The sequence below is a fragment of the Enterococcus pernyi genome (genome assembly GCF_045371165.1).
GTDB classification, from domain to species: domain Bacteria; phylum Bacillota; class Bacilli; order Lactobacillales; family Enterococcaceae; genus Enterococcus_B; species Enterococcus_B pernyi.
This window is the reverse complement of the sequence record NZ_JBIQDM010000009.1, coordinates 44506-58968: the sequence shown is the minus strand read 5'-3', so window position 1 is coordinate 58968 and position 14463 is coordinate 44506. Positions and strand designations below refer to the sequence as shown.

Here is a 14463-nt window from a genome sequence, read left to right as displayed (position 1 = left end):
GACCGTTTTTTGTGTAGGTAAAAAGTATCTAGTACGCCATTACTGTCTAGAATGGAATAAACGGAGTTCAAGAAGGGGCACTTTAATAATAAGAGGGTACTTCTGTTCCCGCCGTTTATTCGGTTATAGGTGGGGGAGGTGAACGAATGTCCCATTCCCTGATCAGTGTGAACCGTTACTTCAAGACAGTGGTTTTTTTGTTTTCAAGTGTTGTCAATCTAACGCAGCAACAAATCGTTGCGTGATCTCTTGTGGGCGGGTAATGGCGCCCCCAACCACGATACCAGCTACACCTAACGCTTGGATTTCCTTGGCTTGTTGGGGCGTGTGGATCTTTCCTTCTGCAATCACGCACACATCTGCTTCAAGAAGGCGTTTGATCAACTGCACATCAGGCCCTTCTGTTTCTTCACTTTCTTCGGTATAGCCGCTTAATGTCGTTCCGACAAAATCGATCCCGGCTTTATAAGCATTGATTCCTTCTTCAAAGGTCGCAATATCTGCCATGAATAATTGATGAGGATATTTCGTTTTGATTTGTTCAATGAATGCGTTGATCGATAAGCCATCGTGTCGTTTACGCAGGGTACAATCAAGTGCAATCACTTCTACGCCAGTGGCGACTAATTCATCCACTTCTTTCATCGTTGCAGTGATAAACGGTTTTTCAGGTGGATAGTCCCGTTTGATGATACCGATCATCGGTAAATCAACTTTCTCTTTGATCTCTAAAATATCTCTGACTGAATTTGCCCGAATACCGACTGCGCCAGCTTTCTTTGCAGCTAGTGCAAAATAAGGCATCAAGCCACCTTCTTCTGAATAAAAAACTTCGCCAGGTAATGCTTGGCAAGAAACGATCAATCCATGACTGATTTGTTCTAAAAATTCTTGTTTGTCCATTTGTCAAAAACTCCAATCTGAAAACAATAGTAAGCAATTTCTACCAAGAAATATAGCATCCGCTTTCATGCGTGTAAAGAGAAAGGGCTTTATTCACAGCACCTTCCATTGGAAAAATCATTCGTTTACAAAAGAAGGATCAAAATTTTTTCGCATATACTGAAAAAGTTCTTGATTTTTTCTTGGATTTTGGATATGATTTTAACAATTTAGGGTGATTTAAAGAAAAGGGGAAGAAAAATGACGAAGTATCAACGAAAGGTATTATTATCAACATCGGCGGGTATTGCTTTAGAAAATATGGATATTATGTTTTTAGCTTTTTCATTATCTTCAATGATCGCAACTTTTAATATTAGTGGAACGCAAGCAGGGTTGATTGCAACGATCACTAATTTAGGGATGCTCGTTGGAGGTATTTTTTTTGGATTGATGGCGGATAAATATGGGCGAGTCAAAGTATTTTCGCAAACCGTCATTTTATTCTCGATTGCTTCTTTACTCATGTATTTTGCTTCGAATATTTATCTTGTTTATCTGTTTCGTTTTATCGCAGGAATCGGCGCTGGCGGGGAATACGGCGCATGTATGTCTTTGATTTCTGAAAGCTTTTCAAAGAAACAAATTGGTCGTGCATCTTCTGTCGCTGCAATCGGTGCACAAGTTGGTGCAGCTTTGGCCGCCATCTTAGCAGCAGTGATCATTCCTTTGTTTGGCTGGAAAATGCTTTATGTCATCGGTGTCTTGCCGGTCTTGATGGTTTTGTTTATTCGAAGAGGGCTAAAAGAACCAGAGGCATTTGAAGAAACAAAAGAAACTGGGAAAAAGACAAAGCTTAGTCATTTGTTCCAAACGAAACACATGGCATGGCAAACGACAGGTCTTAGTCTGATGGTTACTGTACAGATTGCTGGTTATTTCGGCTTGATGAATTGGTTGCCTTCAATCATGCAAGCACAATTAGGTCTATCAGTATCGGGTTCCTCTTTATGGATGATCAGCACGATTTTGGGGATGTCATTAGGGATGATGACGTTTGGGATCATCATGGATAAAGTTGGTCCAACCCTCGCATTTGGTTTGTTTCTGATTTGCTCCTCTTTGTCTGTCTTTTTACTCGTACTTGCACACAGTCAATGGAGTTTAGTTGCTGCAGCAGTAGTCGTAGGTTACTTCATCAACGGAATGTATGGTGGTTATGGAGCGATCATCAGTAGTTTGTATCCAACAGAGATCCGTGCCACGGCGAATAACTTTATCATGAACCTAGGACGAGCAGTAGGTGGTTTTTCATCGATCGTGATCGGCTTTCTAATGGACCATTATAGTTTGACGGCTGTTATTCTATTTCTGAGTGGAATTTATTTAATCAGTTTACTCGTCTTGATGACTTTATCAGGCGTAAGAGATCTGAAAACAAGTTTACAACAATAGTAAATGGATCAAAGTGATATTCTAACATATGATTAAATTGAGGCTGTGACAGAAGCGTTTGTTCTAAGTTGGAGAAGACGAATGTCACAGCCCCAGTTTTACATAAAGCACCGACCAACCAATCCAAACGGTGAACTTAGCGTGGATGAGACGTAAATGAACCTTTTCTTTGATTTAAAACCGGCGATAAGATATTTCTTTTTTCTGAAAAATAGAACAGATTATTAAAATAAGTCTAAACTATTTTTTCGTTAAACATGGTATGATTAATGTAACTTGATTTAAAATTAGGAGAAGATCAATGGAAAAAAGCATGGAAAAAATCAATCAATTTAGAGATGATCGCAATTGGCGGCAATTTCATAATGAAAAAGATTTAGCAATTTCGATTTCTTTAGAAGCCTCAGAATTATTAGAGTTATTCCAATGGAAGCAACCAGAAGAAGTGACAACCACTCAGCTTGAACGAATCAAAGAAGAACTAGCAGATGTGTTGATATACTCTTATATGATGGCCGACAATCTAAATTTAGATATCGATACGATCATTGAAGAAAAATTAGAAAAAAACAATCAGAAATACCCAGTAGAAAAAAGTAAAAACAACAAAGAAAAATATACAGAATTATCATAGGAAGATAAGCGTGGAAGGTGGAAGATACATGAAAAAAAAAGGAAGAGTCAAAAAGTGGCTGGTCAATTTCCTATTGTTTCTACTATTATTAGTAGGATTAGCCTTGATCTTTAATGAACAGATCAAAGATTTTTTTGTTAAAAATACAGGAGATGCGTACGCTATCTCTAATGTGACTCGTGATGATATTGTCAAAAATAATCAAAAAGAGGCAAACTTTGACTTTGATTCAGTTGAATCAATGAGTTCAGAAGCGGTGTTAAGAGCCCAATTGAATCGACCAGATCTACCAGTCATTGGAAGTATCGCCGTCCCATCCGTCTCGATCAATTTGCCGATTTTTAGAGGGTTAGATAATGCAAACTTATTGTACGGTGCCGGAACGTTAGACCCAAATCAAGAAATGGGGAAAGGCAACTATGCCTTAGCAAGTCATCGTGCCAACAATCCGGAATTACTTTTTACTCCATTAGAAAATCTAAACTTAGGGGATAAAATCTATATCGTCGATTTGGAAAACGTCTACACGTATAAAGCGACATTCAAAGAAAAAGTCGACCCTTCAGCAACAGAATTATTGAACATCGAAGAAGGAAAAGAATTGATCACCTTGATCACTTGTGGTGATATGGATGCCATTACACGCCTAGTCGTCCAAGGAGAACTCGAAAGTATCACACCAATGAAAGAAGCCACCCAAGAAATGAAAAACGCCTTTGACATGCCAACGAGAACGTTTTAGAAGAGGTTGTGAGAAAAACGTTTTGATCTGAGCAGTAAGATAGAAAATTGAAAAATAGCTTCTCATATTTTACAATTTTTTAGCTTAGTGATGAAAATCAGTTTTTCGATCACCGTTTATTAGAGGTTGTGAAAAAGCCGTTCAGCTCCAAGTAATAAGGGTCTCCCTGAGAAAATAGTTTTCTATATTTTCTCAGGGAGACCCTTATTTCCGAAGAGGTTACTTCTGTTCCCGCCGTTTATTCGGTTATAGGTGGGGGAGGTGAACGAATGTCCCACTCCTTTTTTGTTACTCTCATCGCATGTATATTGGATTCAGTGTTACAAAATGCTAAAAGTTCTTCTCCTTTTGAAAAAATAAAAACCATGAAAAGGGTTGCATAACGAATGTAATAGTGATATAGTAAATGTAGTTAAACAACGGATTGTTACTGTTCGGCAGGCAAAACCAGAATTCAGCTAGTAATTACGGGCGGGTTCTAGGTTTTTTTATTTTTTAGTTGGGAGGTCGATGTAGATGGTCATAGAAAAAGTCTTGAATAATAATGTCGTCATTTCAAAAAATGAATTAGGCGAAGAAATCATCTGCATGGGAAAAGGTCTTGCTTTTCAAAAAAAATCAGGCGATACGATCTCTGAAGAATCGATCCAAAAAGAATTTGTGTTAAAAGATTCTTTTACTACGCATCAGTTCCAACAATTGATGGCAGATGTCCCATTAGAAGAGGTCGAGCTGGTGAAGCAGATCGTCGACCTTGCCGAAGAACAACTAAACATCCAATTATCGCCAAACATCTATTTGACACTGACCGATCATATCCATTATGCGATCAGTCGAGCAAAGGAAAACATCGAATTACCGAATCCTTTATTATTTGAAACAAAAAAGTTTTATCCTAAAGAATATCGAGCAGCCAAACAAGCCCTTCAACTTGTTGAAGAAAAGCTTGGTGTGACCTTACCAATGGATGAAGCAGGCTTCATAGCCTTTCATTTCGTCAATAGTGAACAAGGAAATGGCGACATGCAAGTAACGATGGCGGCAACGAAAATGGTGCGAGATATCCTAAGTATCATCAGTAAATTTTTCGGCATCGCCTTTGACGAAGATTCCTTGAATTATCAACGAATCATCACACATTTACAATTTTTCACACAACGATACTTAAAAGATGAAGCTTCGGATGAGAAAGATGAATTTCTTTATGCGCTTGTCCAAGGAAAATATCCAAAAGCGTTTCGCTGTGTGGAACGGATCAATGAATACCTGATACAAACACAACAAAAAGAGATGGGACCAGGGGAACAAATCTACCTGACGATCCACATCCAACGTGTAGTAACAGAAAAACAAACCCAATGATAAGGATTGTTACTGGATCAAGCAGGCAAAACCTAGATTGAAAATATGGACACGTCTCATCACGTGACCGTTTTTTCAATCTAGGTTTTTTATTTTTATCAAAAAGAAAGAAGGAAAGAATATGGATAATCAAGCAGTAGGACGGAGAGTCTGGGAAGCCGTAGGTGGAGAAAAAAATGTCAATAGTTTAGTGCATTGTGCGACAAGATTACGTTTCAAATTGAAAGATGAATCGATTGCCGACACTCAGAAATTAAAAAATGATCCAGATGTCATCCAAGTCGTTCAAAGTGGCGGACAATACCAAGTCGTGATCGGCAGTAATGTGTCTGATGTCTATCAAGCAATTGTGGATGAACAAGGCTTGGGCGAAGGGGTAAGTTCAGAAAGTGAGGATACAAGTAAAAATCCTTTGAATCGCTTGATCGATATTATTTCAAGTATTTTCACCCCGTTCTTAGGTGCTATGGCAGCTGCTGGGATATTGAAAGGTTTCTTATCACTGGCGACAGTTCTCGGTTGGTTGGCAGCAGATAGTGGTACTTACCAAATCTTGTTTGCAGCAGCAGATGGAGTCTTTACTTTCCTACCAGTGATGTTGGCCTTTACAGCCGCAAAGAAATTCAAGACCAATCAATTTTTGTCCGTAGCAATCGCGATGGCATTAGTTTATCCAACAATCACGCAATTAGCAGGATCAGGTGTTGCAGTTGATTTCTTTGGTCTTCCAGTGATCTTATCTCAATCAGGCTATACTTCTTCTGTTATTCCAATCATCTTAGCGGTTTGGGTACAAAGTAAGTTTGAGCCACTTGTGAAGAAAGTTATTCCACAATTTTTACAAATGATTTTTGTGCCAATGATCGTCTTGTTAGTCATGGTGCCTTTGACTTTCTTAGTATTAGGGCCAATTGGGACCGTTATCGGTAATGCCTTAGGTGGGTTGTTCAATTCGATTTATAGCTTTAGTCCATTAGTTGCTGGGGTCATCATGGGTAGCATGTGGCAAGTATTAGTGATGTTTGGGATGCACTGGGGCTTTGTGCCAATCATCTTCTTGAATATCGAACAATATGGCTTTGATGTTTTGATGCCAATGCTTTTACCAGCAATTTTGGCACAAGGTGGTGCAGCATTAGGTGTGGCTTTACGTACGAAAGATTCAAAATTACGCTCATTAGGGATCTCTTCAATGATCACTTCGTTCTTTGGAATCACTGAACCGACTGTTTACGGTGTGACTTTACCTTTGAAAAAACCATTTATCGTTGCCTGTATTTCCGGTGGGATCGGTGGAGGAATCATCGGGTTTGCTGGCGTAAAAGCATTCTCTAGTGGTTTGATCAGTTTACTGACCATCCCAACATTTATTAGTACCGATCCAGCGCTTGAATCAAGTGTAACTATGGCGATCATCGGTACAGCAGTTGCTTTTGTTCTTGGGTTTGTCGGTACTTACTTGATTGGTTTTGATGAAGAAGTTCAAGATGAAAAATTAGAAGCAACAGAAACAACCACAGGGGATACGATCAGCACAGCACGTCACAATTTGAAAAGTCCATTGACTGGAAAAGTCTTACCACTGACAGAAGTACCAGATAAAGTCTTCTCTTCTGGGGCAATGGGAAAAGGGATTGCGATTGATCCTGAGAAGGGGGAATTAGTTGCTCCGGCAGATGGCGAAATCACGACGATTTTCCCAACAGGTCATGCAGTAGGTTTGACAACCACAGATGGTGTAGAGATTTTGATGCATATCGGGATGGATACTGTCGAATTAAATGGTGAAGGATTTGCAACATTTGTCAAACAAGGAGACAAAGTAAAAGCAGGGGACTTGCTTGTCCGCTTTGATATTGAGAAAATAAAAGCAGCAGGCTATAGCGTGATCACCCCTGTGGTCGTAACGAATACCGATCACTTTGCAGATGTGTTAGAACTTGATCAACAAGAAATTATTGCTAATGAAGATTTTCTGGCAATTGTAAAATAAAAGGAGGAAAACAAACATGACAGCACGATTCAAAAAAGACTTTTTATGGGGTGGCGCAACAGCCGCCAATCAATTAGAAGGTGCTTTCGACCGCGATGGGAAAGGCTTATCTGTCGCCGATGCAATGCCTGGTGGTAAACAACGTTTTGCAATCATCGGGAGTGAAGAATTTGATTGGACGATCGATGAGGAGAAATACCTTTATCCGAATCATCGTGGAATCGAACATTACGATCACTTCAAAGAAGATATTGCTTTATTTGCAGAAATGGGCTTTAAAAGTTATCGTTTCTCCATTGCTTGGACACGAATTTTCCCTCAAGGTGATGAGCAAACACCAAATGAAGCGGGCTTAGCTTTTTATGATGAACTGATCGATACGTGCTTGAGCTATGATATCGAGCCAGTCATTACGATTTCTCATTATGAAATGCCATTGCATTTAGCAAAAGAATACGGTGGGTGGAAAAATCGTCAGTTGATAGAGTTTTATGAACGTTTTGCTCGTACAGTGTTAGAACGTTACAGCAGCAAAGTGAAATATTGGATGACATTCAATGAAATCAATTCAGCTTTCCATTTCCCAGCATTGAGTCAAGGATTGGTCAAAAGCAATGGCGCAAGTGACTACCAAAATATTTTCCAAGCATGGCATAATCAGTTTGTCGCTAGCAGTAAAGCGGTGAAGATCGCACATGATTTGCGTTCGGATATCCAAGTAGGCTGTATGATCATTTATGCAACGACCTATAGTATTGATGCAAATCCGATCAATCAAGTGGCTACATTGATCCAAAATCAAGAGTTCAACTTCTTCTGTACAGATGTGCAAGTTCGTGGCGAATATCCAGCCTATACAGCACGTACGTATAAGAAATATGGAGTTGACGTCGCAAAACTAGAACAAACAGAAGAAGATTTCCAATTATTAAAAGAGTATCCAGTAGATTATATCGGGTTTAGTTACTATATGTCATCAGCTATCGATGAAACCAATCCAGATGCCGATACATCGAATGGAAACCTACTAGGCGGCGTGAAGAATCCATTCCTTGAAGCAAGTGAGTGGGGCTGGCAAATCGACCCTGAAGGATTGCGCGTGGCGTTGAATGAATTATATAACCGCTATGAAAAACCACTGTTTATTGTTGAAAATGGCTTGGGTGCGATCGATAAAGTGGAAGAAGATGGCTCAATCAATGATGATTATCGTATCGATTACTTGCGTCGTCATATCGAAGCAATGGCTGAGGCAGTTGCTGATGGGGTCGATTTGATGGGCTACACACCATGGGGCTGTATCGATTTAGTCAGCGCATCTACAGGGGAAATGAGTAAACGCTATGGATTTATTTATGTCGACCTTGATGATGAAGGAAATGGGACGTTAGCACGTACCAAGAAAAAATCTTTTGACTGGTACAAGGCAGTCATTAAAACGAACGGCGAAGAATTAGGATAAATAACGACTGGGCCATTTTTATAGAAAGGCCTTTCACCACAAAATTCCTTACAAATTTAATGATTATTTGAAATTTCTGATAAAATTCTCCTTGTTTTTATAATCGGTAATTATGTTATTAAAACAAGGATATAACAAAGGTACGAAAAAAGTAGGGTAATAAGCTTAGACGTTTTGTTATGTCTAAGCTTATTATTTGTACATAGGTAGACCAATTATCAACATTTCTATTCTTTTTTTTGTTTATTTATGTTATTCTTTTACTAACATAAAGGTGAAAGGTGAAGCTATGAAAAGAACGCGTGTTTTATATTTAGAAGTAGCAGACAAGATCAAAGAGGATATTTTTTCAGGAAAGTATCCGGTGGGGAGTATGTTACCGACTGAAAATGAGTTAGAAGAATTGTTCCAAGTGAGTAAAATCACTGTGCGAAAAGCCATCGAGTTATTAGCTACAGATGAATATGTCGAAAAGAAAAGTGGTCGGGGAACGACAGTATTAAGCAATCGTCCTTACAATCGTTTATCTAAAGCCGAAAGTTTTACTCAGATCTTAAAAGATTCCCAATATGAGGTTCGCAAAGAAACGATTGGTTTAGAAAAAATCAGTATCAAAAAAGATCATCCATTATATTCGATGTTTGGTTCAGCTGCGGTATGCTTCAAGCGTTTATACTATTTAAATGACCAACCATATATCTATTTTGTTCACTATTTACCAAAAGACATGAATAAAATGAAACAAAAAGAATTTGATAAAGAATCTTTGTACCGATTGCTCACACAGAATAATCACATTATCGACTCTTTTTCAGATGACTTTTCTGCCACGTTTTTAACAGATGAAGAAAAAGCACTATTAAAGACGACTTCAGAAATCGGGATCAAGCGTGTACGTCGATCAACGACGGAAGATCGAGAAGTGGTCGAGTATTCAGAGGCAATTTATCATACGGATCTACATCCTTATCATATCAACTACGAAACATAGACAATCGCAATGAGGTCGGGGCAGAAGTGTGTAACCTCGAGAAATAAGGCGTCATCCATGAAAATTGTTCTTCAAATTTTTGTGGATGGCGCCTTGTTTCTCGAAGAGGTTACTTCTGTTCACGCCGTTTATTCGGTTTCAGGAGGTGGGAGAGGCTGGGTGTCTCAGTCTCTTTTTGTCAGAATAATCATATATTTTAATGAAAATGTTTACATTATATCGTTGATATGTTATCTTTCATTTAAACATTATAATGTTTAAATGAGGGGGAGTAATAAATGGATAAATTTGTAGGGTTGATCGAACAAAAAATCATGCCTGTTGCGAATCGGATTGGTACACAGCGTCACATGACAGCGATTCGAAAAGGAATCATTGCGACAATGCCATTAACGATCGTTGGTTCATTTTTTACGATATTATTGAACATCCCGATTGCGTCGGTCGCAGCAGTCATTGAACCATATCGGGCAATTTTAGATATCCCATTTCGATATACAGTGGGGATCTTAGCTTTATATGCCACATTTGGGATTGCCTCTTCATTAGCAAAGAGCTATCGTTTAGATTCATTAACTGCTGGTATTTTAGCTTTGATGTCCTTTCTGATCGTAGCTGCGCCACCAACTCAAGTGTTGGAAGATCTTGAAGGGATAACCGCTGGACGCTATATCAATATTGCAAATCTTGGTTCAGGTTCTTTGTTTGGGGCAATCGTAACAGCGATTTTGACTGTAGAGATCTATCGTTTCTTTATTGAAAAGAAAATCACGATAAAAATGCCAGATGGTGTGCCGCCAGAAGTGACGAATTCTTTTGTCGCATTGATCCCAGGAGCAGTGATCTTGATTTTCTTTTGGGTCATCCGTCATTTGCTTGGCTTTGACTTGAATGGTTTCTTGAGTCAATTGTTGATGCCACTTAAAGGCGTGTTAGCAGGGAACAGTTTATTTGGTGGACTACTTACGGTTTTCTTGATTTGTTTCTTCTGGGTATTAGGGATTCATGGACCAGCTATCATGGGACCGGTGATTCGTCCGTTTTGGGATATCTCGATTGCTGAAAATATCGACGCATTCAATGCAGGAACCAATGCACATGATATGCCAAATATCTTTACAGAACAATTTTTACAATGGTTTGTCTGGATCGGTGGGGCAGGTACGACCCTTGCATTAGTCGTACTGTTCATGTTTTCCAAATCCAAGTATCTGAAAAGCTTAGGACGTCTGTCGATCCTTCCCGGTTTATTCAATATCAATGAACCAATGATTTTTGGTGCACCGATCGTCATGAACCCAGTATTAGGCATCCCATTTATTGTCGCACCCTTAGTAACGACAACAATTTCTTATGTCCTTACGGTAAGTGGTTTAGTGCCAATGATGGTGGCAAGGCTGCCTTTCGCGATACCAGCGCCATTTGCGGCTTGGATGAGTACCAATTGGAGTGTCGCTGCGGGTGTCTTAGTCGTGTTCAACTTCTTTATCACTTTGGCGATCTATTATCCATTCTTCAAAGTATTTGAGAAACAACAGTTGGCACAGGAGAAAGCAGAACAAGCAGAACAAGCAGAACAAGCCTCTGTCCAGATCACAGATGGTATCACGAACGAGTAAATAGAAAAGAAAGCAGGCGTTAATATGAAACGTTCACTAGGAATCTCTCTTTATCCTGATCATAGCAATCCGCAAGAAGATCGTGCCTATCTCGAAATGGCACATAAATATGGGTTTACTCGAATTTTTATGAGCATGTTAGAAGTGACTGAGGAAACAGAACAAATCAAACAGAAATTTCAACAATTGATCGAATATGCTTCATCACTTGGCTTTGAAACGATTTTAGATGTCGCACCATCGATTTTCGAACAGTTGAACATTTCTTATGATGACATGAGTTTTTTTCATGAACTAGGTGCAGATGGGATTCGTTTAGATTTAGGCTTTGATGGCAGAAAAGAAGCGCTACTGACTTACAATCCTTACCAGTTAGCAATTGAATTGAATATGAGTAATGATGTGGCCTATTTAGAAAATATTTTGAGCCACCAAGCGAATACCCCGTTTTTATACGGGTGTCATAATTTTTATCCTCAAGCAGGAACTGGACTTCCTTATGAATTTTTTGAAACGTGCAGTTGCCGATTTAAACGCCAAGGCATCCGTACCGCCGCTTTTATTACCTCTCAAACGGGAACAATCGGCCCTTGGGATGTAAACGATGGCTTACCAACATTGGAAATGCATCGCCAGTTAGGTGTCGTTCCAGCGGCTAAACATTTATTTGCGACTAATCTTATCGATGATGTCATTATCGGCAATGCGTATGCTTCAGAAGAAGAGTTGCAAGCGTTAGGTACAGTTGATCGATACCAAACTGTTTTTGCTATTGAGTTTCTTCCTCAGACCCATGAAGTCGAACGAGGAATCGTTTTGAACGAACAACACGTTCGCAGAGGAGATATCACGTCGCAAGTGATCCGTTCAACAGAAGTGAGAAAAACGTATCAAGCAGATGCTAATCCTCCTCATGACAATGAAGAAACGTTTCAAGTGGGTGATGTCGTCATTGGAAATGATTCCTTTGGGAAATACAAGAATGAGTTACAGATCGTATTAACGCCACATCAAGATCCAAGAAAAAATAAAGTGGGTGCCATTGTGGCGGATGAACAACTGTTACTATCCTTCGTCCACCCTTGGTCAAAATTCAAATTTAAAGAAAAGTAGGCGTTTGTCATGTTTGATTTAATTATAAGAAACAGTCAGGAGTTAGGCAAAGAACCTGTTGATATCGGTGTGAAGAACGGCAAAATCGCCTTGATCAGTAAGCATATCGAAGAATCTGGGAAACAAGAACTGGTACTTTCAGATGAACAGTATCTCTCCGCAGGGTGGATCGATGATCATGTCCATTGTTTTGAAGAAATGACATTATATTACGACTATCCCGATGAAATCGGTGTGGATAAAGGGGTAACCACGGTCATTGATGCTGGAACGACAGGTGCGGAGAACATCCATACATTTTATGAACATGCAAAGCAAGCAAAGACAAATGTTTTTGCTTTATTGAATATTTCAAAATGGGGGATTGTGGAACAAGATGAGTTGGCAGATTTATCAAAAATCCAAACAGATCTGGTTCATCAAAAACTAACAGAATTGCCTGATTTTATTGTAGGGCTAAAAGCTCGGATGAGTAAAACAGTCGTGGGTAAAAATGGGATTACGCCTTTAAAGTTAGCAAAAGAAATCCAAAAGCAAAATGCTGGATTAACATTAATGGTCCATATCGGTTCTGCGCCTCCACGTTTAGATGAAATTTTAGCGCATATGGGAAAGAATGATGTGTTGACTCATTGCTTCAATGGAAAGCCTAATGGCATCATTGATCCAGCGACCAATGAAATCAAATCCTTCGTCAAAAAAGCCATTGCTGATGGTGTGGTGTTCGACATCGGACATGGGACTGATAGTTTCAATTTTGATGTGGCAGAAACTGCGCTCCATGCGGGAATCAAAGCCGATTCGATCAGCACAGATATCTATATCAGAAATCGTAAAAATGGTCCGGTATATGATTTAGCAACGACGATGGAGAAACTCTACGTTGTCGGTTATTCTTGGAAAGAAATCCTTGAAAAAGTGACCAGCGCACCAGCGAGACAGTTCAACCTAGCGACAAAAGGCAACATCAAAGAAGGCTTTGATGCAGACTTTACGATTTATAAGTTTCTCGATCAAGAAAAACAATTGATGGATTCGAATGGCAATACACGAACGACCACACAGCAAATCATCCCTGTAAGCGTTATTATTGGAGGTGTCAGTTATGACTGTGAATCATGAGAAATTTGGCTTGAATGAAGTGATCAATGCTTCTGGTCGAATGACGATCTTAGGCGTGTCCACCTTGAGCGAATCGGTGTTAGAAGCCCAGCGTTTTGGGGGCGAACATTTTTTTGAAATGGCTGAATTGATGAAGAAAACCGGTGCATACTTGGCAAAACAATTAGAAGTAGACGATGTTCAAATCGTTTCTTCCGCATCTGCTGGAATCGCTCAATCCGTTGCTGCGGTGATCGGTCAAGGATCGATGTACCATGTGCATCACCCTTATGACGAAACGATCAAACGCAGAGAAATCATTTTACCAAAAGGTCACAATGTCGATTACGGTGTGCCAGTGGAGTTAATGATCCAACAAGGAGGTGGGCATGTCATTGAGGCAGGGTATGCCAACCAATGTACACCTGACCACATCGAGGCGATGATCACCGAGCAAACAGCAGGTATTTTGTACATCAAAAGTCATCATACCGTACAGAAAAGTATGTTGGATGTGGCAGAAGCGGTAAAAGTGGCTAATCACTACGAACTGCCTTTGATCGTTGATGCAGCAGCCGAAGAAGACTTACTGAAATATACCGCATTGGGCGCTGATCTAGTGATCTATTCAGGTGCCAAAGCGATTGAAGGTCCAAGTGCAGGGATGGTGATTGGTAAAGATCCGCTCGTTTCTTGGGTTCGTCTGCAATCACAAGGCATTGGTCGATCAATGAAGATCGGCAAAGAAAATGTTTTAGGCTTTGTCCAAGCAGTCGATGATTATTTGATACATGGTAGTGAATCAGGTGAATCGATGAAAAAAAGAGTTCAGCCATTTGTCGAAGCACTGGAAAAGTTGCCAGGTATCAAGGCTAAAGTCGTCCAAGATCCAGCTGGGCGAGAAATCTATCGTGCCAGCATCCAAGTCGTTACAGGCTCTGCCAGGACGATCATCGAGCAGCTAAAAGCAAAAGCCCCAGTCATTTATACCAGAGAGTACCAAGCGAACAATGGGATTATTGAGTTCGATATTCGCTCAGTGACGCAAAAAGAGATGGAACAGATCATCCAACGTTTAAATGAAATCTTACAACCAAAGGAGTAATCAT

12 protein-coding genes are annotated in these 14463 nt (G+C 39.7%); 11 read left to right on the top strand and 1 reads right to left on the bottom strand.

Annotated features, from left to right (window positions below; genetic code table 11):
- Window positions 1-213: 213 nt before the first annotated feature.
- Window positions 214-903 (bottom strand): N-acetylmannosamine-6-phosphate 2-epimerase, encoded by a 690-nt coding sequence (locus tag ACH0AK_RS10940; RefSeq protein ID WP_019722477.1) that lies wholly within the window; start codon window positions 901-903, stop codon window positions 214-216.
- 240 nt (window positions 904-1143) lie between these two features.
- On the opposite strand from ACH0AK_RS10940, the gene ACH0AK_RS10935 reads away from it, so the two are divergent.
- The 11 genes from ACH0AK_RS10935 to ACH0AK_RS10885 all read left to right on the top strand — a co-directional run bounded on the left by ACH0AK_RS10935 (window position 1144) and on the right by ACH0AK_RS10885 (window position 14459).
- Window positions 1144-2337, top strand: coding sequence for an MFS transporter (locus ACH0AK_RS10935; protein ID WP_019722476.1), 1194 nt, complete (start codon window positions 1144-1146; stop codon window positions 2335-2337).
- A 301-nt stretch (window positions 2338-2638) separates the two neighbouring features.
- A complete protein-coding gene (locus ACH0AK_RS10930; protein ID WP_010734693.1) occupies window positions 2639-2971 on the top strand; it encodes a nucleotide pyrophosphohydrolase in 333 nt (110 codons plus the stop codon).
- A 28-nt stretch (window positions 2972-2999) separates the two neighbouring features.
- The gene (locus tag ACH0AK_RS10925; RefSeq protein ID WP_010734694.1) at window positions 3000-3713 is read left to right on the top strand and encodes a class A sortase; all 714 of its coding nucleotides are present in this window, start codon (window positions 3000-3002) and stop codon (window positions 3711-3713) included.
- 516 nt (window positions 3714-4229) lie between these two features.
- Window positions 4230-5075 carry a BglG family transcription antiterminator LicT gene (gene licT / locus ACH0AK_RS10920; RefSeq protein ID WP_023520149.1) on the top strand — a complete coding sequence of 282 codons (846 nt, stop codon included), beginning with the start codon at window positions 4230-4232 and terminating at the stop codon, window positions 5073-5075.
- 121 nt (window positions 5076-5196) lie between these two features.
- Window positions 5197-7068: a beta-glucoside-specific PTS transporter subunit IIABC gene (locus tag ACH0AK_RS10915; protein WP_023520148.1), complete on the top strand. Its 1872-nt coding sequence runs from the start codon at window positions 5197-5199 to the stop codon at window positions 7066-7068.
- Window positions 7069-7084: 16 nt separating this feature from the next.
- Entirely contained in the window at window positions 7085-8530 is a 1446-nt protein-coding gene (locus tag ACH0AK_RS10910) for a glycoside hydrolase family 1 protein (RefSeq protein WP_010734697.1), read from the top strand.
- 289 nt (window positions 8531-8819) lie between these two features.
- Window positions 8820-9521 carry a GntR family transcriptional regulator gene (locus tag ACH0AK_RS10905; RefSeq protein ID WP_010734698.1) on the top strand — a complete coding sequence of 234 codons (702 nt, stop codon included), beginning with the start codon at window positions 8820-8822 and terminating at the stop codon, window positions 9519-9521.
- Between the two features lie 278 nt (window positions 9522-9799).
- Window positions 9800-11140, top strand: a complete 1341-nt coding sequence (locus ACH0AK_RS10900; protein ID WP_023520147.1) for a PTS sugar transporter subunit IIC — start codon at window positions 9800-9802, stop codon at window positions 11138-11140.
- Window positions 11141-11164: 24 nt separating this feature from the next.
- On the top strand, window positions 11165-12253 hold the full coding sequence (locus ACH0AK_RS10895) for a DUF871 domain-containing protein (protein ID WP_023520146.1): 1089 nt from the start codon (window positions 11165-11167) through the stop codon (window positions 12251-12253).
- A gap of 9 nt (window positions 12254-12262) precedes the next feature.
- A complete protein-coding gene (locus tag ACH0AK_RS10890) occupies window positions 12263-13375 on the top strand; it encodes an amidohydrolase/deacetylase family metallohydrolase (RefSeq protein WP_499796895.1) in 1113 nt (370 codons plus the stop codon).
- On the top strand, window positions 13359-14459 hold the full coding sequence (locus ACH0AK_RS10885; protein WP_153830174.1) for a DgaE family pyridoxal phosphate-dependent ammonia lyase: 1101 nt from the start codon (window positions 13359-13361) through the stop codon (window positions 14457-14459). Before ACH0AK_RS10890 ends, ACH0AK_RS10885 begins: the two co-directional genes overlap by 17 nt.
- Window positions 14460-14463 lie beyond the last annotated feature (4 nt).